General features: G+C 71.0%; 20 protein-coding genes. 4 read left to right on the top strand and 16 right to left on the bottom strand.

Features of this window, described 5'->3' with window-relative positions:
- Positions 1-75: 75 nt before the first annotated feature.
- From NFX31_RS15070 to NFX31_RS15055, 4 genes are read right to left on the bottom strand one after another with little or no spacing between them, the layout of a single operon-like run.
- Positions 76-1,890, bottom strand: a complete 1,815-nt coding sequence (locus tag NFX31_RS15070) for a BNR repeat-containing protein (RefSeq protein WP_262956095.1) — start codon at positions 1,888-1,890, stop codon at positions 76-78.
- Positions 1,891-1,898: 8 nt separating this feature from the next.
- Positions 1,899-3,209, bottom strand: a complete 1,311-nt coding sequence (locus NFX31_RS15065) for an ABC transporter substrate-binding protein (protein WP_262956094.1) — start codon at positions 3,207-3,209, stop codon at positions 1,899-1,901.
- A gap of 29 nt (positions 3,210-3,238) precedes the next feature.
- Positions 3,239-4,144 (bottom strand): carbohydrate ABC transporter permease, encoded by a 906-nt coding sequence (locus NFX31_RS15060; RefSeq protein ID WP_045250961.1) that lies wholly within the window; start codon positions 4,142-4,144, stop codon positions 3,239-3,241.
- Positions 4,141-4,995, bottom strand: coding sequence for a carbohydrate ABC transporter permease (locus NFX31_RS15055; protein WP_091480061.1), 855 nt, complete (start codon positions 4,993-4,995; stop codon positions 4,141-4,143). The genes NFX31_RS15060 and NFX31_RS15055 overlap by 4 nt, the downstream gene beginning before the upstream one ends.
- A gap of 355 nt (positions 4,996-5,350) precedes the next feature.
- Between NFX31_RS15055 and NFX31_RS15050 the strand changes: the two genes are divergently transcribed.
- The 3 genes from NFX31_RS15050 to NFX31_RS15040 are packed head-to-tail and all read left to right on the top strand — an operon-like array spanning position 5,351 to position 10,694.
- A complete protein-coding gene (locus tag NFX31_RS15050) occupies positions 5,351-9,424 on the top strand; it encodes an Ig-like domain-containing protein (protein ID WP_262956093.1) in 4,074 nt (1,357 codons plus the stop codon).
- A complete protein-coding gene (locus NFX31_RS15045) occupies positions 9,421-10,008 on the top strand; it encodes an SGNH/GDSL hydrolase family protein (protein ID WP_262956092.1) in 588 nt (195 codons plus the stop codon). The genes NFX31_RS15050 and NFX31_RS15045 overlap by 4 nt, the downstream gene beginning before the upstream one ends.
- A 32-nt stretch (positions 10,009-10,040) precedes the next feature.
- Complete coding sequence (locus NFX31_RS15040) at positions 10,041-10,694, top strand: GntR family transcriptional regulator (RefSeq protein ID WP_091480049.1); 654 nt, start codon at positions 10,041-10,043, stop codon at positions 10,692-10,694.
- 24 nt (positions 10,695-10,718) lie between these two features.
- Here NFX31_RS15040 and NFX31_RS15035 read toward each other — a convergent pair whose 3' ends face one another.
- The 8 genes from NFX31_RS15035 to NFX31_RS15000 all read right to left on the bottom strand — a co-directional run bounded on the left by NFX31_RS15035 (position 10,719) and on the right by NFX31_RS15000 (position 19,150).
- Complete coding sequence (locus NFX31_RS15035; protein WP_262956091.1) at positions 10,719-11,522, bottom strand: amidohydrolase family protein; 804 nt, start codon at positions 11,520-11,522, stop codon at positions 10,719-10,721.
- Positions 11,522-12,496 (bottom strand): aldo/keto reductase, encoded by a 975-nt coding sequence (locus tag NFX31_RS15030; protein ID WP_262956090.1) that lies wholly within the window; start codon positions 12,494-12,496, stop codon positions 11,522-11,524. Before NFX31_RS15030 ends, NFX31_RS15035 begins: the two co-directional genes overlap by 1 nt.
- Positions 12,466-13,248 (bottom strand): RraA family protein, encoded by a 783-nt coding sequence (locus NFX31_RS15025; protein WP_045250956.1) that lies wholly within the window; start codon positions 13,246-13,248, stop codon positions 12,466-12,468. Before NFX31_RS15025 ends, NFX31_RS15030 begins: the two co-directional genes overlap by 31 nt.
- Positions 13,245-15,185 carry a DUF8034 domain-containing protein gene (locus tag NFX31_RS15020; protein ID WP_262956089.1) on the bottom strand — a complete coding sequence of 647 codons (1,941 nt, stop codon included), beginning with the start codon at positions 15,183-15,185 and terminating at the stop codon, positions 13,245-13,247. The genes NFX31_RS15025 and NFX31_RS15020 overlap by 4 nt, the downstream gene beginning before the upstream one ends.
- Before the next feature lie 2 nt (positions 15,186-15,187).
- Positions 15,188-16,105: a carbohydrate ABC transporter permease gene (locus tag NFX31_RS15015; RefSeq protein ID WP_045250954.1), complete on the bottom strand. Its 918-nt coding sequence runs from the start codon at positions 16,103-16,105 to the stop codon at positions 15,188-15,190.
- Complete coding sequence (locus NFX31_RS15010; RefSeq protein WP_262956088.1) at positions 16,105-17,121, bottom strand: carbohydrate ABC transporter permease; 1,017 nt, start codon at positions 17,119-17,121, stop codon at positions 16,105-16,107. The genes NFX31_RS15015 and NFX31_RS15010 overlap by 1 nt, the downstream gene beginning before the upstream one ends.
- Before the next feature lie 19 nt (positions 17,122-17,140).
- Positions 17,141-18,418 carry an ABC transporter substrate-binding protein gene (locus NFX31_RS15005; RefSeq protein WP_262956087.1) on the bottom strand — a complete coding sequence of 426 codons (1,278 nt, stop codon included), beginning with the start codon at positions 18,416-18,418 and terminating at the stop codon, positions 17,141-17,143.
- A 195-nt stretch (positions 18,419-18,613) separates the two neighbouring features.
- The gene (locus NFX31_RS15000; protein ID WP_262956086.1) at positions 18,614-19,150 is read right to left on the bottom strand and encodes a CGNR zinc finger domain-containing protein; all 537 of its coding nucleotides are present in this window, start codon (positions 19,148-19,150) and stop codon (positions 18,614-18,616) included.
- A 39-nt stretch (positions 19,151-19,189) separates the two neighbouring features.
- On the opposite strand from NFX31_RS15000, the gene NFX31_RS14995 reads away from it, so the two are divergent.
- Positions 19,190-20,170 (top strand): EamA family transporter, encoded by a 981-nt coding sequence (locus tag NFX31_RS14995; RefSeq protein ID WP_262956084.1) that lies wholly within the window; start codon positions 19,190-19,192, stop codon positions 20,168-20,170.
- A 22-nt stretch (positions 20,171-20,192) separates the two neighbouring features.
- Here NFX31_RS14995 and NFX31_RS14990 read toward each other — a convergent pair whose 3' ends face one another.
- From NFX31_RS14990 to NFX31_RS14975, 4 genes are all read right to left on the bottom strand, one after another.
- Positions 20,193-20,789, bottom strand: a complete 597-nt coding sequence (locus tag NFX31_RS14990) for an antibiotic biosynthesis monooxygenase (protein WP_045250949.1) — start codon at positions 20,787-20,789, stop codon at positions 20,193-20,195.
- Between the two features lie 131 nt (positions 20,790-20,920).
- Positions 20,921-22,228 carry a xylulokinase gene (xylB, locus tag NFX31_RS14985; RefSeq protein WP_262956083.1) on the bottom strand — a complete coding sequence of 436 codons (1,308 nt, stop codon included), beginning with the start codon at positions 22,226-22,228 and terminating at the stop codon, positions 20,921-20,923.
- A gap of 129 nt (positions 22,229-22,357) precedes the next feature.
- Positions 22,358-23,548, bottom strand: coding sequence for a xylose isomerase (gene xylA / locus NFX31_RS14980; protein ID WP_091480000.1), 1,191 nt, complete (start codon positions 23,546-23,548; stop codon positions 22,358-22,360).
- Between the two features lie 117 nt (positions 23,549-23,665).
- Complete coding sequence (locus NFX31_RS14975) at positions 23,666-24,661, bottom strand: LacI family DNA-binding transcriptional regulator (RefSeq protein ID WP_262956082.1); 996 nt, start codon at positions 24,659-24,661, stop codon at positions 23,666-23,668.
- Positions 24,662-24,760: the final 99 nt, after the last annotated feature.

Below are 24,760 nucleotides of genomic sequence, written 5' to 3'. Positions count from 1 at the left end.
TGGAGGTTCTGGATTCACATCGGTAGGCATGACGGAGGGACGGGCGGGCGCCGGCGGACGGCGCCCGCCCGAGGATCAGGGCGTGGCGGCGATCGCCTCGACCTCGTAGACGCGCGCCACGTTGGTGGTCGACGCGGACGGCGTCTGGATCACCAGGCGCACCGCGTCGGCGGTCGCCCCGCCGGCGTTCGCGGTGACGGTGGTGGCGGTGTTCCCCGTGAACGATCCGATCGGGGTCCAGCCCGCGGCGGTGCGCACCTCGACGCGGAAGTCCCTGAGCACGGAGAGGGCGGGGTCGCCGACCGAGTAGCCGCTGCGCACCCGTACGAGCTCGAGCGGCTGGGCCTGGGCCCAGGTCACCGTGTAGACGGGGTGCGCGTCGGTCGTCGAGGAGATCCACCGGCTCGCGTCGGTGCAGACGCCGTCGATCGCGCGCTCCGGACCGGTGTCGGCGCGCAGCTGCGACGTGGCGGTCGCCGTTCCCGTGCGGGCGAGGTTCTGACCGCCGGAGTCGCCGCGGATCCCGGCCACGACGTCGGCCACGGTCGCGGTCGATGTCGTGCCGGTGCGCGGCACCCGGCCGTAGGTCAGCGTGCCTTTCTCCGGTGCGGAGAGGTACAGCACGTCGCCGCCGTCGGCCGCCGTGGCGGCGCGCAGGCGCTGCTGCCCGGACACCGGGGCGCCGATCGCCGTCGCCGACCACGCCGAGCCCGTCGAGGAAAGCATCACGACCTGGCTGCGCGCCGTGCCGCAGTCCGGCATCGACAGCACGGCGTAGACGCGGGTCTCGGATCCGGAGCGGGTGGCGTCGACGGCGGCGATGGTGTCGATCCCGCCGCCGAGGGCGTGGGTGTCGATCAGCGTCTGGTCCGTCCAGCCGGTGCCGCTCCACGTCGCCCAGTGCACGTCGAACGCCGTGGAGCCCTGCTCCGCGTAGCGATACGAGACGCCCACGAGTTGTCCGCCGGCGATCGCCATCTTCGCCGTCTGCACCGCGGGCGCGTCCGGGGAGACGGTGTTCACGGTCTCCCCGGACGCGAAGGTGCGCCAGACCGTCGCGCCCGGATCCGTCGGCCGGACGGGCGCCGTGAGCGCCGTGCCTGCGACGTCGCGGAAGACCTTGGTGGCCGGGTCGTAGACGACGTACGAGCCGAGGTGGCGATAGGGTCCGGCGGGCCACGGCCCCCACTCCCAGAGGATGTGCACGCGTCCGCTGTCGTCGACGGTGAGGTCGTCGGCGTAGAACGAATAGCCCACGGCGGAGGCGATCACCGCCTCGCGCGTCCACGTGCCGGTCGCGGGCGTGTAGTGGTACAGGACGCCGTCCCGGCGGCCCTGGGGGTCCGCTCCCACGCGCACCATGAGCCAGGCGTCGCCGTTCGCGCCGGGCGCGGTCACCGGATAGGAGATCGCGGCGCCCTGGTCGGGCATCTCGGCGCTGACGTCGACGAGCGAGGTCACGTCGCCCGCGACCGTCGAGCGGAAGTAGTGCCACGGCTCGTGGTGCATCGAGACGAACGCATGGATCTGACCGGATCCGTCCACGACGATCGAGGGCTGGTTGTGCCCGTTGTCGTCGAGGAAGTCCGCGCAGGCCCCCGCGGACGTGCGCAGGCATCCGGTCGTCCAGGCGCCGTCGGCGGCGCGCGCCGCCAGGTGCACCTGGTGCCGGCCGGTGGTGGTGGTCACGTTGTACGCGAAGTACGTGGTGCCTCCGACCACGGCAAGCGGGTTCCACCAGCCGGACTGGTTCGAGGCGTCGACGGTGACCGGCACGGTCTCCAGGGACGGGGAGGCCGGATCCGCGCCCGCGGCGGGAGCGGCGAGCACGGAGAGCGTCACGGCGGCTGCGGCTGCGGCCGCGACGCCCGCCCAGGTGCGAGGAGTCATCGGGGGCCTCAGCCGATCAGCTTCTGAGCGGCCTCGCCGGCCTGCGACATGGCGTCCTGGGGGCTCTGCTGGCCCACGAGCACCGCCTGCACGCGCTCGGCGACGACGGTCTCGATCTGCGCGTACTGCGGATACACCCAGAACGGGTTGGTCGTGGCGGTCTTGGTGATCCGCTCGGCGAACCGCTTGCCGAAGGCGTCGGCGGCGACCTCGGAGGAGGACTGCGCCTCGGTGGTGACCGGCGGCAGACCGCGCAGCTTGTAGTCGCCGAGCACGGCGTCGAGGTCGCTCGTGGACCACTGGCCGAAGTCGGCGGCGGTGCGGGTGCCCTTGTCGTCTCCGACGACCACGATCGCTCCGCCCCAGACCAGAGCCCGCGGCGTGTCGCCCTTCTTCAGCACCGGGCGCGACTGCGGGACCAGCTTGCTCGCGAGATCCTTGTCCGGGGAGTCCTTGGTGACCGCGCCGCGGCCGACCGGCGCATCGTCGTAGATCGCCGTGCGGCCCTGCGAGAACAGGGAACGCGCGTCGAAGCGGTCGACGTCGGCGGCGATCAGGCCCTGGTCGTACAGGGACTTGTACCAGGTGACGGCCTCGACGCTCTCGTCGTCGCCGATCGCGACCTTGCCGTCCTTCACCAGCGGGCTGCCGAAGGTCTGCATCCAGATGAGGATGTCCTTCAGCTGCGCGGCCTTGGTCGAGGCGGCATAGGGGATCAGCCCGTTGCCGAGCGCCTTGAGCTTCTTGAGCGCCTTCTCGTAGTCGTCGACCGTCACGGGGAACTCGTCGACGCCGGCCTTCGCCAGCAGCTCCGAGTTGGTGACGAGGCCGATCGCGCCGATCGTCCACGGGAAGCCGTACTGCACGCCGTCGAACTGCGCCGCCTTGAGCGCCGCGGCCGTGTAGCCGCGATCCTTCGTGAGCCCGGACACGTCCTGCAGCTTGCCGAGGGCCGCCAGCGACGCCAGCCAGGCCACGTCGACGTGTGCGGCGCCGGTGAACTGGCCGCCGCGCACCTGCAGCATGAGCTGCTTGAAGTACTCGTTGTACGGGAACGAGACCTCGGCGATGTCGACCTTCTGCGTGCTCTTGTAGCCGTCCAGCAGGGCCTTGATGGCCGGCGCAGCGGCCTCCTCGGTGAGCGACCAGCTCGCGAAGGAGAAGCCGGCGGGCGTGAAGGATCCGGCAGCGAGACCCGACGGGGTCGCGCTGGGGGCGGCGCCGCCTCCGCTGGGCATGCAGCCGGCGAGCGCGATGCCGGCGGCGCCGAGCCCGGCGAGGGAGAGCAGCCGGCGGCGGGAGATGGGGGTGGAGGTCATGCGATTCTCTCTTCTTCGAGGGGGTGCGGTCAGCCCTTGACGGCGCCGGCGGTGAGTCCGCCGACGAGGTACCGCTGCAGGGCGATGAAGGCGATGGCGACCGGGAGGGACACCACCAGGGAGGCGGCCATCAGCTCGGGCCACGCGGTCGAGGCCTCTCCGATGAACGTGTTGACGAGGCCCGGCGGCAGGGTCTGCTTGTCGGGGCCGGCGAGGGTGAGGGCGAAGATGAAGTCGTTCCAGCCGCGCACGAACGCGAACAGGCCGGCAGCGACGAGGCCGGGTGCGGCCAGCGGCATCACGATCGAGTGGATGATCCGGAGGCGGGAGGCGCCGTCGACCCTGGCCGCTTCGATGAGCTCGTCCGGGATCGTGTCGAAGAAGCCCTTCAGCATCCACACGCACAGGGGGAGCGTGAAGGTCGTGAACGAGAGCACCAGGGCGGTGTAGGTGTTCAGCAGGCCGTATGCCGAGAACACCGCGTACAGCGTGATCAGCAGCAGGGCCTGGGGGAACATCTGCGACGCCAGGACGAAGTACATGAGGCTGCGGCGGCCCCGGTAGCGGAACTTCGAGAACGCGTAGCCCATGTAGGCCGAGACGATCACGGACAGCACGGCCGTGATCACCGAGACGACGATGCTGTTGCGGAGGTATCCGAACAGCGCCGGATTGGCCGCGAGGGCCGCGTACGCATCGAACGTGATCTCGCTCGGGAAAAGGCGCGGCGGATAGGAGAACACCTGCGTGCGCGGCGTCAGCGAGGTGGCCAGCAGCCAGTACACCGGCAGCAGCGCGAACCCGCCGAAGATCACGATCGCGATCCAGGCGCTGACCTTCACCGCGCGGCGGTCGCTGCGCAGGCGACGGCGGCGGGGAGCGGGCGGGGTGGTGGTCGTGGTGGCAGGAGCGTGCTGCTCGAGGACGGCGGTCATCGCTTCTCCCCTCTCTCCGAGAAGCGGACGTAGACGACGACGAGGCCGAGCAGCAGGATCATCCAGAGCAGGCCGATCGCTCCGGCATGGCCGAGGTCGAAGCCCGTGAACGCGGTCTCGTACACCGCGGTGGCGAACGTCTGCGTGGCGCCGGCGGGACCGCCGCCGGTGAGCACGTAGATGATGTCGAAGTGCTGGAAGTTCCAGATGAACTCCAGGAGCAGGACGAGTCCGATGATGCCGCGCATCTGCGGCACGGTGATGGAGAAGAACCGGCGCACGGTGCCCGCGCCGTCGATCTCGGCCGCCTCGTGCAGTTCGTGGGGCACGGTCTGCAGGCCGGCGAGGAGCATGACCATCATCCAGGGGAACGACTGCCACGTCTTCGCGACGATGACGGCGATCATGGCGGTCGCGGGGTGCGCGAGCCAGGCCTGGGGCTCGTCGATGAGTCCGACGCCCTCGAGCAGGGCGTTCATCACCCCGTAGTTGGCGTTGAAGATCCACATCCACAGGAACGAGACCACGACCCCGGGGATGAGCCACGGGATGAGCATGACGCCGCGGAGCACCTTGGTGCCGCGGATCCTCGTGCTGAGCGCCAGCGCGAGGCCGAAGCCGATCACGAACGGCGCGATCGTGGTCCCGAGCGTGAACACCAGCGTCTGGCCGAGCAGGCGGAAGAAGTCGCCCTGCAGCACGTCGATGATGTTCTGCAGTCCGACGAACTCGCGCCCGGGGGTGACGAGGCTCTGTTTGAAGAACGCCGTGACGAGCGCCGTGATCAGCGGATAGACGACCACGGCGAGGAGCAGGGCGAGCCCGGGCACGGTGAGCAGGAACGCGAACATCCCGTCACTGAGGCGACGAGGCTTCGCGCCTGTTGTTTTCCGTGAAGAGCTGATTGCTTCTGTCATCTTGGGCATCCTTGACCGGGGAAGAGCGGGAGAGCGGGATCGGGGGTTTCCGGCTCGAGTCCTCAGTATTTCCGGCAGGTTGTGTTCACGTCAACACGTCCGGATCACGATCAGGTAACGAGCGCAGTTGATGTGAATTGAAAGAATCTGTGACATGCGCTCGTTCACCTCTCTTCCTCGGCTCCTCTTCAATGGATCGATGCTTGATAGTCGATTATCGATTGCGCTAGTGTCCGAAGAGTTGTGAAGACGCCGCCCCGCGGCACCCCTCTCAGACATCGGAGACGCGATGAAGCGTGCACTGACGACACTCGCCCTCGCCGCCCTGCTCGGCACGGCCCTCTCCGCGGGCGCCGCGTCCGCAGCGGCCGCCGCGGACGGCGCCCTCTACATCGCGCCCGGAGGTGACGACGCCGCCTCGGGCGCGATCGATGCGCCGCTGGCCACGCTCGAAGGGGCTCGCGACCGCATCCGCGCGCTCCGGGCGTCAGGATCCCTGCCGGCCGGAGGCACGACCGTCTACCTCCGGCAGGGGACGTATCAGCGGGACGCGTCGTTCCAGCTGGGGGCGCAGGACTCGGGCACCGCGGACGCGCCCATCACCTACCGCTCCTACCCGGGTGAGCGGGCGACGCTCTCCGGCGGGCGGACCCTGCCGAAGGACGGCTTCACAGGCGTGACCGACCCGGCGGTCCGCGACCGCATCGTCGAGGCCGCAGCGCGCGACAAGGTGCAGCAGATCGACCTGCGCGCCCTGGGCATCGCCGACTACGGCCAGCTCAGCCGTCACGGCTACTGGAAGGCCAACGACGTCAGCACCACGCCGCCGATGGAGCTCTACATCGAGGGGCAGGGGATGACGCTCGCGCGGTGGCCGAACGCCGACGCCGCCAAGCCCACGGTGCAGATGGGCGACATCGTGGATCCCGGCCCCACCCGCAAGGACGCGGATCTGCAGGACCGCGGCGGGACGTTCACCTACGGCTACGACCGGCCGAAGTACTGGACCCAGGCCGACGACGTCTGGCTCGACGGCATCTTCGGCTACAGCTGGGAGTGGTCGTACAACAAGATCCAGTCCATCGACACGGAGAAGAAGACGATCACGCTCCGCTACGGCGAGATGAGCGGGATCATGAAGAGCTGGTTCCCCGACTTCCACTTCGCGCAGAACCTGCTCGAGGAGCTCGACGCGCCGGGCGAGTACTACATCGACCGGGACAAGGGCGTCCTCTACCTGATGCCGAATGCGGCGTTCGCGGCCGGTCGCGGCGACATCACGGTGACCACGCTCAAGGACCCGATGCTGCGCACGGACGGCGCCTCGTACGTGACCTTCGACGACCTCGCCCTCGAGTACGGTCGCGCCACGGCGGCCGTGATCCTCGGCGGCTCGCACGTGACGGTCTCGCACAGCGACATCCGCAACTTCTCCGACGGCGGCGTGCTCATCAACTCGCCGGGCCGCTACACCTACGACGGCATCCCGGTGAACCGCGGGGGCACGGATCACGCCGTGACCGACAGCAGGCTCACGCACATCGGCGGCATCGGCGTGGTTCTGCAGGGCGGCGACAAGACCACGCTCGCCCCCGGCCGCAATCGCGTGGAGAACTCCGAGATCGCCGACTTCGCGTACTACCACAAGGCGTACAACCCCGGTGTGATGTTCGACGGCGTCGGCAACGTCGCGAAGAACAACAAGATCCACGACGCCCCGCATCCGGGCATCATCGTCTACGGCAACGACCACCTGTTCGAGCGCAACGAGGTCTACGACGTCTGCAAGCAGTTCCACGACCTCGGCGCGATCTACATGAACTCCGGCAAGACGCCCCAGCAGCGCGGTCACGTGTTCCGCGAGAACTACTTCCACGACATCGGCGTGGGGATGGCCGGCGTCGAGGGGATCTACGCCGACAACTTCACCTGGGATCTGGAGATCACGAAGAACGTCTTCGTGAACATGGGCAACTCGGGCATCAAGAGCGGGTCCGCCGACTACATCGAAGCGCGCAACAACGTCTTCATCGACAATCTCGTGCCGTACGACAATTACGAGCAGTGGATGGGCAACCAGGAGGGGAACGTGGTCGACCGCGACTACATGCCCGCGTGGAAGCAGGTGTTCGCCGACAACCACGACTTCGTCGGGACCCCCTATCTGGAGAAGTACCCGGAGCTGGCGCACTTCTTCGAGGACGACCACTACTTCCCCGACCACAGCACCTTCGCCCAGAACGTGGTGTGGAACCCGAACCGCAAGCCGTCGGGCCTGAACGCGCAGGGCGCCAAGGACGGCAAGAACCTGCTGAACTACGAGACCAACATGGTCGCGACCTCCGACCCCGGCTTCGTGGATGCGGCGCACGGCGACTACCGCCTCAAGCCCGATGCCGCCGTGTTCGCGCAGATCCCCGGCTTCCAGGCGATCGCCTTCGACAAGATCGGCCTGCAGGGCAAGGTCGGCCAGTCCCAGTCGCCCGACCGGGTGGCGCTGGAGGGCATCGCGTTCCCGACCGACGCGGTGCGCATCGACGTGGGCCACGACGTGCGCGCCGCCGCCGTTCCGCTCCCGTGGAACGCGGCCGATGCGAAGGCGACCTACGTCTCGGCCGACCCCGCCATCGCCACCGTGGCGGCCGACGGCACGATCTCGGGCGCCGCGCCCGGCACGACCACCGTCACCGCGACGGCCGCGTCGAACCCGACGCTCACCGCCACGGTCGCCGTGACGGTGGACGAGGGCGACGGCGTGCTGCACTTCACCGACTTCGAGTCGGGGTCGAACGGGTGGCCGACCGATCCGAACCGCAAGGTCGTCGACGACGGGACGGGCGATCACGTCTATCGCATCGTGAAGGGCGCGAACGCCGTGCTCCCGAGGGACTTCACCTCCTTCGTCCTCGACGTCGACGTGACCACCCCAGCGGGCGCCGCGCCGGCGGGATCCGGGTTGGTGATCTACGACCGCAACGGCAAGGGCGGCGGGTACGTGCGCTACCGCAACGCCGCCGCCGGCCCGACCTGGACGATCTTCGACGACGCGTGGAAGGTCGTCGCCGAGAAGGTGCTCCCGGCCGATCAGGCCCTGCCCGCGGGCAAGACCTCGCACGTGCGGATGGCGGTGCAGGACGGCCGCATCCGGATCTCGGTGGGCGGGACGCTCGTGCTGGACGGCGCGGATCCGGCGCCGGGCGCCGCCGGCCGGGTCGGCTTCTACGTCGAGGGCTATCCCTCGCTCGACGTCGACGACATCGGGTTCTCGATCTCCGCCGTGCCGGTGACCGGACTGACCGTCGACGCCGCCTCGGTGTCGATGAATGTCGGAGAGCGGCGCAGCGTCGCCGCCAAGATCGCGCCGGAGGATGCGAGCGACCTGCGCGTCGCGTGGACGAGCGCCGATCCGTCGATCGCGACGGTCGACGCGACCGGCCGGATCGCCGCGGTCGGCGCGGGATCGACCACGATCACGGCCGCGAGCGTGGCGGAGCCGACGGCGACCGCGGCGGTCGCCGTGACGGTGGCCGACGCGACCTACCCGACGGTGCGTCTCGATGCGCAGCTGAAGGACGCCGCGAACTGGAGCGCATCCGACGTGATCTCGGTCGGCGACGCCGGCGTGACGATCACCGGCCAGGGCGTGCACGGCTACAAGGCCGAGCGCTTCGGTGACGCACTGCTGCAGTTCGATGCGGACTTCGGTGCGTTCGACGGCGGCTGGTACGGGTTCCAGGTGCGATCGGATCAGACCGGGATCCCGGCGTGGCAGAACTCGAACACCGGCTATCTGTTCCTCGTCAAGCAGGACACGTTCGAGCTGCAGAGCTGGTCGCCCGGGCAGACGATGCTCGACGTGATCCCCAACACCGTCATCGCGCCGAACAGCACGCATCGGATCGAGGTCGGCGCCGTGAAGGAGACCGGCGGCACCCGCGTGGTGCTGCGGGTGGACGGCAAGACCGTGTGGAACACGCTCGATGCGCGGCAGAACCTGCGCATCGGTGCGGACGGGTTCTTCAACGTCTATCACTACGCCAAGACGAGCACCCTCGCCGTGCGGCCGACGCCTCCGCCCGCGACGATCACCGGGATCTGCTGGGCGGCCGACGCGGATCCGAAGACCCGCTACGTGGTGGGGGACGCGCTGGACGTGACCGGCATGCTGCTGGGCGTGCGCTGGAGCGACGGCACCCTGACGACCGCGCAGGTCGCGGAGGATATGGTGAGCGGATTCGACAGCAGCAAGGTCCGCCCGCACCAGGTGCTGACGATCGCCTACGAGGGGCAGTCGACCACGCTGGACGTCTCGGTGCGACCCAAGATCAAGCAGGACGAAGCGGAGGTGCCCCGGTGCGGGTGACGTTCATCGGAGACTCGATCACCGACGCAGGGCGCGACCGCGCAGATCCCGGATCCTTCGGCGACGGCTACGTGTCGCTGCTGGCGCCGGGCCTGATCGCCGACGGCGCGGTCGTGCGCAATCTCGGCGTCGCGGGAGACCGGGCGGCGGACCTCGACGCGCGCTGGAGCGTCGAGCTCCTGCCGACCAGACCGGAGCTGCTGACCGTGTACGTCGGGATCAACGAGGTCTGGCGGCGGTTCGACAGCGACGATCCGACGCCCACCGCGGTGTTCGAGCAGACGTACCGAGGGCTGCTCGAACGCGCGGTGCAGACCTGCGCGCCGAGGCTCGTCCTCATGGAGCCGTACCTGCTTCCGGTTCGCCCGGAGCAGCGGTCCTGGCTCGACGAGCTCGCGGACAAGCGGTCAGCCGTGGCCCGCCTCGCCGCGGAGTTCGATGCGGTGCGGGTGCCGCTGCACGACGTGCTCACCCAGGCGGCCGAGGGGCGGGATCCGGCCGGGCTCGCGCCCGACGGCGTGCACCCGACACCCGCCGGATCCCGGCTCATCGCGGACGCGTGGACGTCCGCGGTGCGTCATTAGCGATAGTCGATAATGGACCTAGAATGAGCACCATGACGGACGCGCTGGCCTCGACGACCCTGCAGCGAGGGCTGCTGTCGGATCAGATCTACTCGATGATCAAGGGCATGATCAAGGACTCCTCGCTCGCGCCGGGCGAGCAGCTGGTCGAGTCGCAGCTGGCGCGCCAGCTGCAGGTGAGCCAGGCGCCCGTGCGCGACGCGCTCAAGCGGCTCACGCACGAGGGGCTGGTGTCGCAGGTGCGGCACCTGGGCAGCTTCGTCGCGAGCTATTCGCCGGAGGAGGCGGCGCAGGCCAAGACCGCCCGCGTCGAGCTGGAGGCGCTCGCGGGCCGGCTGGCCTGCGGGGCGCTCGACGAGGAGCGCCGCGGCGCGCTCTCCACCCTGATCGCCCAGATGCACGAGGCCGCGGAGGCCGCCGATCTGTCGCGGTTCCGCGAGCTCGACTTCGTCTTCCACCGCGCCGTGATCGAGGCGAGCGGCAACGTGTATCTGCCCCGGATGTGGGATCTCCTCGAGCCGAGCCTGCGCGTGATGCATGTGCTGGGAGATCCGGCCTTCACCGGCGACTGGCACGAGGTCGCCGACTGGCACAAGGGGCTGCTGGACGTGCTCGACGGCGGCGACGCCGAGGCGGCTTCGGCCCTCTTCCGCGCGCACGCGGCGGGCACGCTGCTCAACGACTGAGACCCCGCGCCGCGGGGTCGGCGCTCAGAGCCGGTAGAGCCGCTCGGCGGTGCCCGCCCAGAGCGCCTCGGCGTCTGCGGCGGATAGTGAGGGGAGCGCCTCGGCGACCCGTGCCGCGACCGCCTCGTACGGCGTGTGCCGGGCCGAGATCGGCCAGTCGCTGCCGTGCAGCAGGCGACCGGCGCCGAACGCGTCGAGCGCTGCGCCGAGGATGCGGCGCAGCTCCGCCGCCGAGCGCGAGGGGTGCACGACGCCCGAGGTCTTCGCGGACAGGTTCGGCGCGGCGGCGGCCGTGACGAGATCGCGGATCCACCCCGCATCCGGCACGGATGCGCCCAGCCCCAGGTGGCACAGGACGAACGTCGTGGCGGGGTGGCGGCGGGCGAGGGCGGCGGCTCCCGGCAGCTGCTCGGGGCGCAGCAGCAGTTCCACGACGAGTCCCGCCTCCCCGGCCGTGGCGGCGAGGGCGTCCAGGCCCTCGACATCGGACAGGTCGGGAGCGAACTGCGGGACGGCGGCCCGGATCCCCGTCGTCGACGGACCCGGCGCGGTCGCGGTGCGCCCGAGCGGCGCGCCGGGGAAGGGGACGTACTGCAGCACCGCGCGCCGCACCAGCGGATCCCGCTCCGCGACGTCGGCGAGCCAGTCGGCCTCGGCCACCGAGTCCGCCGCCTGCACCGCGATCGCGGCGCCTGCGCCCGTCGCGCGCAGCAGCGCGCCGAGATCCTCGGGCAGGGCGCGGCGGGGGAGCCCCAGCTCCTCGCGGAACCACGGGAGCGGCAGTGCGTCGACGTCCCACAGATGCACGTGCGCGTCGACGATCCGCATCAGGAGACGGCCGTCCCCGGGGCGGCGATGCGATCGAGCCCGGACCAGAGCGCGTCCGGGATCCGCACGTCGCGGCCGTGCACGAACGCGGCCACTTCGGTGGGGGTGCGCGCGCCGATGACCACGCCCTCGGCGCCGTGCCGCAGCGGGAAGCGCGCCGCTGCGGTCGCGAGCTCGACGCCGTGCGCGCGGCACGCGTCCTGGAGCGCCAGCGCGCGGGCGACGAGCTCCGGCGGTGCGGGCTTGTACTCGTAGTACGGCGCGGTCTGCGGCGCGACCAGGATCCCGGTGTTGTACACGCCGGCCGCGATCACGCCGATGCCGCGCGACGCGGCGAGGGGCAGGAGCTCGTCCTCGGCGGTGCGGTCGAGCAGGGTGAGCCGCCCGGCCTCCATGATCACGTCGACCGGGGCCTCGGCGGCGAACCGGATCAGCGGGGCGAGTCTGCCCATGCCCACTCCGATCGCGCGCACCACGCCCTGGTCCCGCAGCTCGACGAGCGCGGTCATGGCGCCGGCCAGGCCGGCGTCGACGTCGAGCGGGTCGTGCAGGTGCAGCAGATCGATCCGGTCGGTGCGCAGACGCGCGAGGCTCGCCTCGAGGCTGCGGAGCACGCCGTCGCGGCTGAGGTCGGCGACGGTGTCGTGCCCGGATGCGGATCCGGCGACCGCATCCCCGACGGCGTCGACGATCCGCCGTCCCACCTTGGTCGCGATCACGTAGTCGTCCCGCGGCACGCCCTGGAGGGCGAGCCCGAGCCGGCGCTCGCTCTCGCCGGCGCCGTAGTGCGGGGCCGTGTCGAAGAAGCGGACCCCGTCGTCGAGCGCCGCGCGCACCGTGGCGACGGCGTCGTCGTCGGCGACCGGCGTGTAGAGGTTGCCGATGGGCGCGCAGCCGAGGCCGAGGTCGTCGCGCAGGGCGACGTCCCCGACCGGCCCCGGATTCAGCGGACGGAGCTCTGCACGGAACGCCATGCCTCGTACTCCTCGCGCGTGTCGGGGGTGAGGGGGTAGTAATCGCTCAGGCGAGCGCCGTCGTCGAGGCGCGCGCGGCTGAACACCTCCCACTCCTCGTGGTCGCGGGCCGAGTCGATCACCTGACGCGCCATCGCCTGCGGCACGACCACCGGGCCGTCGTCGTCGGCGACGACGAGGTCGCCCGGCATGCACAGGGCGCCGCCCACGGCCACCGGCACGTCATAGGCCCAGGGCACCAGCTCGGACTGCGACGCGTAGTGCGGCGTCGTGCCCGTGGACCACACCGGGATGCCGAGCTCGCGGATCCTGCCGGCGTCGCGGATCCGTCCGTCGACGACGATCCCCGCGCCGCCCTTGCGCGCGAAGTAGCGCGCGAGGATGTCGCCGATGCACCCGGAGAAGCGGCTGCCGTACGCCTGGATCACGAGCACGTCGCCCGGCTGCACGGCCTCGAGCACGTGCCAGAGCGCGGTGTGCCGCTCGGCGTACTCCTGGCCCTGCCCGGAGGCCATGTCCTCGCGCTGCGGCATGAACTGCAGGGTGAGCGCGGATCCGACCACGCGGCTGCCGGCGGCGAGGGGCTCCGGCCCGTCGACGTAGCTGTGCCGGATCCCGAGACCGTGCAGCTTGGCGCACGCGGTGGCAGAGGAGAGGCCGCCGAAGTCCTCCACGAGCTCCCGTGGCGGACGGGCGTAGGCCGCGCCGCGCACGGGCAGGGCGAAGTCGGGGCGGATCAGGTCGGCGCTCATGCGTCTCCTCCGGGGTCGAGGCGGGGCGTTCCTGCCCCGCGGGCGATGATCAGGTCGAGGTCGGCGACGTGCGCCGGCGGCAGGGTGACGACGAGGTCGTCGTCACAGCCCCACGTGACGGTCCGCATCGGGTTCTGCGCCGCGCGGTACGAGCCGGACGCGCCGGGGAAGGACCCAGGGGTCTCGACGGTCGCGCTGACCCGGACGATCCGGTCGGCGCCGAAGCGACCGCCGCGGACCCGCACGGTGCGGGACCGCACCACGGACGTGTTGACCAGGCGCAGCCCGACGCCCGCGTCGTCGATGCGGTGCACCAGTGCGGCCACGTCGCGGGGGAGCCCGGGGCGTCCGAGGTCGACGTCCTCGTAGCGGAGCGCGGTGAAGGGGAGGCCGCCGTTGTAGAGCATCTGCGGAGCGCCGCCGACGAGCTGCGTGAGCACCTCCGTGACCACGGGGTTGACCCGCTGCCAGAAATGCAGGTGCGCGGCGTCGGGATCGGCGTCGTCGCCGAGCATCATCGCCACCCGGCGCGACACCTGGCCCAGCGCCATCTCCAGGGCGCGCTCCGGGTAGTCGGGCAGCTCTCCGTCCAGGAACGCGATCCAGCCGGCCTCGTGCCCCGCCTCCTCCTTGTCGCGGAACGGCGCCACGAGGTCGGTCCCCTCGGGAAGCCCCGCGCGGGCGCGGTCGAGCAGCGCGCGATCGGCCGGCGTGCGGCTCCACCACCACAGCCACACCGGCACATCGAGCTGCAGCGGGCCGAAGTCGAACCAGCCCTCGATGCCGTGACGGTAGGGCACGAGCAGGCCGGGGCGCGACGCGGCATCGCCCAGGCGGGCGCGCCAGCCCCCGCGCAGACTGTAGACGGAGTCCTCCACGGATCCGGGGATCGCGTGCGCCAGCACCGTGTCGAGCGCGGATCGCACCAGGTCGAGGGCGTCGTCCCGGCCGCTGACGAGGGAGTGGTTGATCGCGCCGATGAGGGCGCTCATGGCCACCGAGTGGAAGCCGTGCGGCCAGGCCCAGCCGTAGTGACCGCCCCACCAGCGGCCGTCCTGCAGGGCCCCGACGGTCCCGTCGGGGCCGACGTTGTCGGGCACGAGGCCGTCGTTCGCCGCCGCGCGCGCAACCCACCCCTCGACATAGCGGCGGATCCAGGCCGCGGATCCCTCGTCCCCGTCGTCGAGCCAGCGCAGCACGGGCAGCGAGGTCGCGGCGAGGTTCACGGGGACGTCGCCGGCGGCGCGGCGCTGCATCTCGTCCGCCATGCGCTGCGCGTTGCCGGGGTCGGCCAGATCGTCCCATTCCGCGATCCCGTCGAGCCCCTGGATCGGCAGCCCGTACGGGCGCATCTCCGCGCGCTCGGCGGAGTAGGGGCGCACCCGCCCGGCGAGCGGGGATCCCTCCGGCTGCGGATCCTCCAGGCCTGCACGGGCGCCGAGCCCGCCGTTGTGCGGGGCGCGGATGATGTTGTGCTCGGCGTCGTAGTTGCCGCGCGCGGGATCGGTGAAGAGCGCGGCGAAGCGGCGCGCGCGCTCGGCGAAGACCGCGTCGGAGGGGTCCGCTGCACGGATGCCCGCGAACAGCAGCACCGACTCGCCCTGGTGGAACCAGTCGTAGCCGTTCTCGTACTCGTCGGTGAGCATGCCGGCTTCGGCGAGCTGGGCGGTCACGCCCTCCCAGCAGCGCTTGGCGTCGGCGAGCGCCGCGTCCGCGCCTCCGAGGAGGTAGAACGCGGGCCAGTTGAAGAACGGCTCGTACAGGTCGTCCACGCCGTCGCGGTCCTCGAACTCCGCGACGCCGCGGAGCCGTCCGTCCGGCAGGGTGTACCGCTCGGCGAACAGCCGCCTGGCGTCCTCGACCTCGTCGAACAGGCGGCGCTGCAGCACGGCCCAGGCGGGGATCGCGCGCAGCGGCGAGGTGATCAGATGGGTCATCGTCAGCCCTTCGTGGCTCCGGCGGCGAGGCCGCCGATGATGTGCCTCTGCATGAGGACGAAGAAGACCAGCGCGGGGGCGATGGCGAGCAGCAGGGTCGGGAACACCTGTGTGTAGTCGGTGGAGAACTCCCCGACCGCGGCGTACACGCCGGTCGTCACGGTGTAGATCCCCGAGCTCGGGCCGAGGATGATCTGCGGGCTCACGAAGTCGTTCCACACCCCGATCGAGTTCAGCACCACGATCGTCGCGACGACCGGGCGCATGATCGGGAAGATGCACGTCCAGAAGGCGCGGATGCGTCCGGCGCCGTCGAGCGCCGCGGCCTCGTCGATGTCCCGCGGCACCGACCGCAGGTAGGCGGAGAACAGGAAGATCGTCACCGGGAGGGTGGCCGCCGTCTCGAACAGGATGAATCCGGGGATCGTGTTGATGAGCCCGAGCACGCGCAGCACGAACACCACGGGGATCAGGGTGACCTGACCCGGGATGAACAGGCCGGACACGAACAGCAGCAGCAGTCCCATGTGCCATTTCGAGCGTCCCCGCGCGATCACGTACGCGACCGGGGCCGACAGCAGGATGCAGCACACGTTGACGAGCACGACGAACAGGAGAGTCACGCCGTACGCGGCGATCACGTTGAACTTGCTGCTCGTGATGGCGGCCCAGAGGAATTCGGGGGTGAAGCTCTGCGGGGTGATCAGCAGCGGGTTCTCGATGATCTCCTTCTGCGGCTTGAAGGCGTTGATCACCATCGTGTACAGCGGCACGATCATGACGACCGCGACGGCCGTCAGCACGATCCCGCGCGCGAGACGGGCCAGGAGCGGCGCCCGCGTGCGCCCCGCGGAACGGCGGACGCGGCCGCGGGAGGACGGCGGGCGCACCGCCGGGTTGAGGCTGGTGGCGGTGCTCATCAGTCGTCCACGACCTTCTGCTCGGCTCGGCGGCGGATGAGGGTCACGGCCAGCCCGACCGCCGCCGTGACGATGAGCAGGATGACGGACTGCGCGGCGCCGAGGCCGAGCGCCGAGCGGGCGAACGAGTCCTTGAGGATCTGGTAGACGATGGTCTGCGTCGAGCCCGCGGGCCCGCCGTCGGTGAGCGCCAGCACGACGTCGTACGCCTTCAGCAGGCCGACGAGCGTGAGCACCAGGTTCACGGTGAACACGGGGGCGATCAGGGGGAACGTGATGCTGCGGAACTGCTCTCCGCGGCTCGCCCCGTCCACCGTCGCCGCCTCGTAGTACTCCGCGGGCACGGACTTGATGCCGGCGAGGAACAGGATCATGTTGAAGCCGAAGTGCGACCACACGATCGTGAGGATCACGCTCGCCTTGGCGAACGTCGGATCCGTGAGGAACGGCAGAGGTCCGAGGCCGATCGCCCCGAGGACGCCGTTCACCGCGCCTTGCGGGGCCAGCATCGCCGACCAGAGGAACCCGATGATCAGGCCGCTGATCACATAGGGGTAGAAGAAGACGGTGCGCAGCAGCGCGTTCGCGCGACCGGATCCGGAGATCAGCGCCGCGATCGCCAGACCGACTCCGTTGCACAGGATCGTGCCGGCGACCGCGATCACGCCCGTGAACAGGGCCGCCTGTGCGGAGCGCGGGTTGCGGAACGCGTGGATGTAGTTCTCCCAGCCGATGAAGGTGAAGCGCAGGCTGTAGCCGTTCCAGTTCGTGAAGCTCAGCACGCAGGCCAGGATCATCGGGATCACGAACATCGCGATGAACACGGCCACGGCCGGGGCGCTCATGAGGAAGCCGGGGAGCGCGCGCTGCAGGCGGCGCGCCGTGCTCACTCTGCGGGGGCCCCGGGTGGTCGTCGCGGCTCGGGCGGCGCTGCTCCTGCTCTCCTCCTCGGCCGCGGGGTCCCGGGGACGGGCGGCCGCAGCCGTCCCGCCCCCGGAGGAACGCGTGATCGTCACGATCTCATCGCCCCCGGCGTCAGCCCGCGTTCGCGGCGAACCAGTCGTCCATGCTCTTGAGCACGTCGGCCGCCGGGGCGCCGCCCAGCAGCGCCTGGGTCTGGGTGTTGATCTCGCCGGAGTACCCGGTCGGCATGGTGCGCTCGCCGTAGCCGCCGCCGGTCGGGGTATACGAGGACGCCTTGGTGTCGGACACGATCTTCTGGAGCTCCTCGCCGAGGGGGCTCATCTCGTACGTGTAGCCGTCCCGGTAGTTGCCGTCGACCTTGAGCTGCGACGCGACGGCGGCCTTGTCGGTCGTGAGGTACTCGATGAGCTTGGCCGCGGCCTCCTGGTTCTTGCTCGTGTTCAGGATCGAGTAGGGGCTCGCGATGTTCGCGCCCATCGCCGGGGCCTCCGAGGCCTTCTCGGCCGGGGCGCGGAACACGCCGATGTCGGCGGAGTCGGCCGCCTTGGCCTGGGACCCGACGAACCAGCTGCCCATGGGGTAGATCGCGCTCTTGCCGCTGAGGAACGCCTGTTCGGCGTCGGGGTACTTGATGCCCAGGGCCTCCTTGGGGATGTACCCCTTCGACACCCACTCCGCATAGGTCTCGACCGCCGGTCCGTATGCCTTGCTGAACGTGGTCTTGCCCGCGGAGATCTCCTGGTAGAACTTCGGATCCTGAGACACGATCGTGGGCAGCCCGAGTACCTGGAGCGTGTGGCTGGTCATCCAGTCGCCGCCAGTCTGCACGGGCACCTGCCAGCCGGCGGCCTTGATCTTGCCGAGGTCCTCGGTGAGCTCGTCGACCGTCTTCGGAGGGGCGGCGATGCCCGCGTCGCTGAACGCCTTCTTGTTGTAGAAGACGAGGCTCTGCAGCTGCACGCCGATTCCCGCCATGTAGTTCTTCCCGTCGATCGAGTACTGGTCGGCGAGCGGGCCTTTCTTGGCCCAGGCGTACTTCGACAGGTCCACGAGCTCGGGGGCGAGCTCGGCCGTGGGGGCCAGCGACTGCACGACGTCGGGAGCGTCGCCCGAGGCGAGCAGGCGCGGGACCGCAGCCGCGACGCCCTCGGCGCCGGGGTTCTGGATGACGACGTCGATGTCCGGGTTCTTCTTCTCGAACGGCGTGACGAGGGAGTTCCAGTAGTCCTCGGTGAGGTTGGGCGTGACGTTGACGAGCACGTGCAGCGTCACCTTCGAGGAGCCGGTGGCGTCGGAGCCCGAGGGCGCGGCGGCGGTGCTGCAGCCGGCGAGGGCGACGGCGGCGAGCGCGGCGAGGCCTGCGGCGGGGATGAGGCGGCCCTTGATCATCGTTGATCCTTCCTGATGCGGGTGGGGGGGCATCCGCGACGATACACTAATCGATAATCGTTTGTGAAGCGATCAACGCACATTCAGTAAGCGTTTTCCCGCGGGGTCGACGAAGCAGCGGCACGGAAGCCGTGTGGTGGCCGGCGCACGCCTCGGCCGTCCCGCCGCCGGGCGTCGTGCCGCGGATGCTCCGGATCAGGCCTCGGCGCGACGGGCGCGATAGGCGGCGACGGCGTTGCGGTTGGCGCAGGTCGTCGAGCAGTAGCGCTTCGAGCGGTTGCGCGACAGGTCGAGGGCGATCGCGTCGCAGGTCTCGTCCGCGCACACCGAGATGCGGGATCCCTCCTCCGCGCGGATCACGTCGATGAGTGCCATCGCCGTCTCCACGAGCACGCGCTCGGCGAGGGGGCGGTCGTCGGCCACCGCGTGCAGGTGCCAGTCCATGGCTCCGTGCCGGGTGAGGCGCAGGGCCAGGGAGACCCCCGCGAGCGCCTCGTTCACGGCGACGGCCATCTCGTCGCGCGGCGCGAGCAGCATCGTCCGCAGCTGGGGGCGCAGTGCCCGCAGCGCGTCCACCTCGGGCTGATCGCGGTCGATCCGGCCGGTGTACCCGTATCCGCTGAGGAAGTCCGCCTCGTCGCTCGGCGACAGGAGGGCGTCCGGATCCTCAGCCGAGTTGACAAGCCAGACCGCGGCCCGCAGCGTCTCCTCGGTGTCATCGGTGAAGATCATGTTGACATCTTACATCCGCCCCGAGTAACGTCACATGTCATGAGCACGGTGGTGAATGACATGCGGACGACGGGCGTGCGCTCCGGGCTCGTGTTCGCCTTCGGTGCGGCGCTCTCCTTCGGGATGAGCGGGGCTTGGGCGCGCGGGCTCATGGACGCCGGCTGGAGCCCCGGGGCCGCCGTGACGGCCCGCATGTGGGTCGCCGCGCTCGTCCTCCTCGTGCCGACCCTGCTCGCCCTCCGCGGGCGATGGGGCGCGGTGCGCAGGAATGCCGGCATGATCGTCGGCTACGGGCTGCTCGCCGTCACCGCGGCGCAGCTGTGCTTCTTCCAGGCCGTCGCCGTCATGGACGTCGGGATCGCCCTGCTCATCGAGTACACGGCGCCGATCGCGGTCGTACTCTGGCTCTGGCTGCGGCGCGGCGAACGCCCAGGCGTGCGCGGCATCATCGGCGCGCTGGTCGCGTTCGTGGGGCTGATCCTCATGCTGGAGATCTTCACCGGCTCCCGCATCGATCCCGTGGGGATCCTGTGGGCGCTCGGTGCGATGGTCGGCGCGGCCACCTACTTCCTGCTGTCCGGACGCGGCGACACCGGGCTCCCGCCCATCGCCCTGGCGGGGCTCGGGCTGCTGATCGGGGCGCTCGGGCTGAGCGTCGCCGGTGTCGCCGGGATCCTGCCGATGACGTGGACGACCCAGGACGTCGCCTATCGCTTCGGCACCCTGCCGTGGTTCGTCCCCGTGCTCGCCGTCGGCGTCGTCGCCACGGCGCTCGCCTACGTGCTCGGCATCGTGTCGACGCGCCGGCTGGGGTCTCGTGTCGCCTCGTTCGTCGCCCTCTCCGAGGTGATCGCGGCGCTGCTGTTCGGCTGGCTGTTCCTGGGCCAGCTGCCGGGACTGCTGCAGGCCATCGGCGGCGCGCTCGTGCTGGTCGGAGTGGTGCTCGTGAAGCTCGGCGAGCCCGTGGCGGACGACGTGGATCCGGAAGCGGTGCCGGAGCCGGAGGAGGCGCTGCGCTGACGCACCGCGCCCGCCGCGGCGGTCAGCGGTTCAGCCAGTGCCGCAGCGTGCGGGTGACCCAGGGCAGCACCCAGTAGGTCATGATCGGCGTGAGGACGACCGTCGTCGTGAGCACGCGCAGCCAGATCGGCAGTCCGTTCCAGCCGGGCACCGGGCTCATCAGGTACGTGAAGACGAGGTTCACCGGGAAGAAGCCCAGCCAGATCGACACGGCCTGCTTCCAGCGCGGCGGCGACGGGGCCACCATCACGGTGGTCGCGCCCGTCGAGGTGGGCACCGAGATCGTCTCGGTGGACGGCTCGTCGAACCAGCCCTCGATGCCGGTGCGCCGCTTCGTGCGCTCGCTGCGCACGAAGCCCTCGCCCATCGACAGCCACCACGCCCGCTCGCTCGAGGCCTCCCAGGCGTCGAGCGCCGCCTCGTCCGTGAAGCGGTACAGCATGTGCCAGTGGTGGGAGTCCTCGCCGTCGCGCACCCAGCCGGATCCGAGGAAGCCCGGGTGGGCGCTGGCGAGGTTCACCCCGGTCTGCACCCAGGCGGTGGCCTCGGCGATGCGGGTGGGATCGACCTCGCGGCGGATCGACACGGTGATGGGCGCGGATGACGGCGTACCGGACATGGGTGGGTCCTTCGGGGGAGTGCGTGCTTGTGGCGTCCCCGAGTGTACGCATCCCGTGTTTCCCGGATGTTGCGGATGCCCCGGCGGCGCCTCCGGAGGCGACGCCGGGACACCGCCAGCAGTGTCCGCGGTCAGTGGCCCGCGACGACCGACGCCGCCTGGCGGGCGGCCCCCAGGGCGACGTACTCGCCCGGAGCCGGCACCTCGACCGGCACGCCGAGGATCTCCGGCGCGATCCGGCGCACCGCCTCGGACTGCGCGCCCCCGCCGATGAGCAGGGCGCGCTCGAGGGGGATGCCGAGGTCGCGGAGGGCGTCGAGGCCGGCGCCGAGGCCGCGCAGCATCCCCTCCACGGCGGCACGCGCGAGGTTGGCGCGCGTGGTCGAGGCCAGAGTCATGCCGGTCAGCGATGCGGTCGCGTCGGGGAGGTTCGGGGTGCGCTCGCCCTCGAAGTACGGCAGCAGGGTGAGGCCGCCGGCGCCCGCCGGCGCGTGCAGTGCGAGGTCGCTGAGCTCGTCGTGCCCGACGCCCAGCAGGGCGGCGGTGACGTCGAGCACCCGCGCGGCGTTCAACGTCGCGACGAGCGGCAGGAAGCGCCCGGTCGCGTCGGCGAACCCCGCGACGGTGCCGGACGGGTCGGCGATGGGCGCGCGGCTGATCGCGCACACGGTGCCCGACGTGCCGATCGACACGACGACGTCGCCCGGCTCCGCGCCGAGGCCGAGCGCCGCCGCGGCGTTGTCCCCGGCGCCCGGGGCGACGCGCCGGCCGGCCGCGTCCGCGACCGATTCGGCCGGACCCAGCACCCGCGGCAGGACCGCGTCGCGGCCGAGCGCCGCCGTGAGCAGCTCGCGGTCGTAGCCGCCGTCGGCCGGATTCCAGTAGCCGGTGCCGCTGGCGTCGGAGCGGTCGGTGACGAGCTCGTCCAGCACCGGTCCGCGCGCGGAGACCCCGGCCGGTCCGTAGCCGCGCAGGCGCCAGGTCAGCCAGTCGTGCGGCAGCGCGACGGCGGCCACGCGTGCCGCGTTCTGCGGCTCCGCGTCGCGCAGCCAGCGCAGCTTGGTGATGGTGAACGACGCGACCGGCACGAGACCCGTGCGCGCGGCGAGCGCGGTGGCGCCGAACTCCGCGATGAGCTCCTCCGCGGCGCCGGCCGAGCGGGTGTCGTTCCACAGCAGGGCGTCGCGGATCACGGATCCGGAGTCGTCGAGCACGACCATCCCGTGCTGCTGGCCGCCGACCGACCAGGCGTCGACGTCGTCCATGCCGCCCGCGTCGGCGATCGCGGCGTTCAGCGCGCGCCACCACACCTCGGGGTCGACCGCCGTGCCGTCCGGATGCGCTGCGCGCCCGGTGCGCACGACGGATCCGGACGCGGTGTCGACCACCACGACCTTGCACGACTGCGTGGACGAGTCCACGCCCATCACCAGCGTCATGTCAGCTTCCTTCCGTGGAGTTCGAGGGGTCGAGACCCCTCCCGGGCGCCGAGACCCCCTCTGCGCAGCGCATCTGCGCGGGGGTTTCGGCGCTCGGAGGGGGTCTCGGTGCCCGGGGGAGCGCGGGTGTCAGCGGGCCCCGAGGAGGTGCTCGGTCGCGAGCTGCTGCAGGCGCACGAAGCCGAAGCCCTGGGCGCCGAAGTAGGCGTTCGCGTCGAAGTCCTCGTAGGCGGACGCGTCCGACAGCAGCCCGGCATAGCCCTCGCCCTCGGCCAGCGTCGGCGTGGAGAGCTCGTCGACGCGGGCGGCGGCGAGCGCCTCCTGCACCTCCGGGTCGGCGCGGAAGGCCGCGGCGCGCTCCTTCAGCAGCAGGTAGGTGCGCATGTTCGCGCTCGCCGAGTCCCAGACGCCCGTCTCGTCCTCGGTGCGGGAGGGCTTGTAGTCGAAGTGCCTCGGGCCGTCGTAGGCGGGGACCCCGCCGGGGCCGCCGTTCTCGAGCAGGTCCACGAGCGCGAAGGCGTTGTGCAGATCGCCGTGCCCGAAGACGAGATCCTGGTCGTACTTGATCCCGCGCTGGCCGTTCAGGTCGATGTGGAAGAGCTTGCCGTGGTACAGCGCCTGTGCGATGCCGGCGGCGAAGTTGAGCCCCGCCATCTGCTCGTGGCCGACCTCGGGGTTGAGGCCCACGAGCTCGGGGCGCTCGAGCGAGTCGATGAACGCGAGGGCGTGGCCGAGGGTGGGGAGCAGGATGTCGCCGCGGGGCTCGTTCGGCTTCGGCTCGATCGCGAAGCGGATGTCGTAGCCCTTGTCGGTCACGTAGTCGCCGAGGAGGTTCACGGCCTCGCGGTAGCGCTCCAGCGCGGCGCGGATGTCCTTGGCGGAGTCGTACTCCGCGCCCTCGCGGCCGCCCCACATGACGAACGTCTGGGCGCCCAGCTCGGCGCCGAGGTCGAGCTGGCGCAGCACCTTGCGCAGTGCGAAGCGGCGCACGGCGCGGTCGTTCGAGGTGAAGCCGCCGTCCTTGAAGACCGGTGCGCTGAACAGGTTGGTGGTCACCATCGGCACCACGAGGCCGGTGTCGGCCAGCGCCCCCTTCAGGCGGTCGATCTGCGTCTGGCGCTCGGCCTCGGTGGATCCGAACGCGAACAGGTCGTCGTCGTGGAAGGTCAGGCCGTAGGCGCCGAGCTCCGCGAGCTTCTCGACGACGTGGACCACGTCCAGAGCCGGGCGGGTCGGGCCGCCGAACGGGTCGGCGCCGTTGTATCCGACGGTCCAGAGACCGAACGAGAACTTGTCCTCGCGGGTGGGGGTGAGTGACATGGTGAACCGCCTTCAGCGACGTCGGTGAAATGTTGTAGCAGCGAACATATCAGCGAGGTCGAGTCGGCGCAACGTCCCTGCGCGGTGGTCGCGGCGCGCTCCTGCGGTGCAGGAGGGTCAGCGGGGGGCGGCCGTGGAGGCGCGCACGATCAGCTCGGCCGGCAGCCGCACGTGCTCGCGCGGGGCGCCGTCGAGCATCGCCAGCAGCAGTCGCACGGCTTCGGTGCCCATCTCGGTGAGGGGCTGGCGCACGGTCGTCAGCTGCGGGACGTGCGCGGCGGCCTCGGGCACGTCGTCGAAGCCCACCACGGACAGATCCTGAGGGACGCTCAGGCCGCGCGCGGCCGCGACGCGGATCATCTCGATCGCGGACTGGTCGTTCGCGGCGAACACCGCCGTCGGCGGCGCGGCCAGATCCAGCAGGGCGTGCGCGCCCGCGGTCGTGCTCGCGGTGCGGTACCCGCCGTCGACGACGAGCGCCGGGTCGAAGGGGATCCCCGCGGCGTCGAGCGCGCGCCGGTAGCCGTCCTCGCGCTGGTGGGCCGACTCCAGATCGGTGCGGCCGCGCAGATGTGCGATGCGGCGGTGGCCCAGGGAGATCAGGTGCGTGGTGGCGGCGAAGGCGCCCTCGGCGTTGTGCACGCTCACCGAGGCCGTGCCGTCCGGCTCCGCCTGCGGGTCGATCGCGACGAGCGGCACGCTCGCGTCGACGGGCATGGTCGTCGGGGTGACCACGATGGCGCCGTCGATGAGCGTCCCGCCGAGGCGTGAGAGCGACCGCCGCTCCCAGCCGAGGTGCTCGCCCGCCGACACGCTCCCCGCATAGGCGAGCACGTCGAAGCGAGTACCCTGCAGTGCGGCCGACACCCCCTGCAGCAGCTGCACGGCGAAGGGTTCGAACTCGGCCACGAGCACGCCGATCACGTCGGTCCTGCGCCGGCGCATGGAGGTGGCGACCAGTGAGCTCTCGTATCCGAGTCGTGCCACGACCTCTTGCACGTGCTCGAGCGTCGTGCGCGAGACGCCGTCGCGACCGTTGATCGCCTTCGAAACGGTCGCGACGGAGACACCTGCAGCGTGCGCGACGTCGTGAATCGTGATGCGGCGGCTCATCGGCCCAATATACCGAGCGAAAACGTTATCGATATCGTTTGACATGCGGTGGATCCGGATGTCAGAGTAGGCCGACGGCACATTCGCTGTAGTCGACAA

The organism is Microbacterium azadirachtae, assembly GCF_025583665.1.
Lineage (GTDB): Bacteria > Actinomycetota > Actinomycetes > Actinomycetales > Microbacteriaceae > Microbacterium > Microbacterium azadirachtae.
The sequence above is the reverse complement of the archived record's forward strand: the minus strand, read 5'-3'. Positions and strand labels throughout refer to the sequence as shown.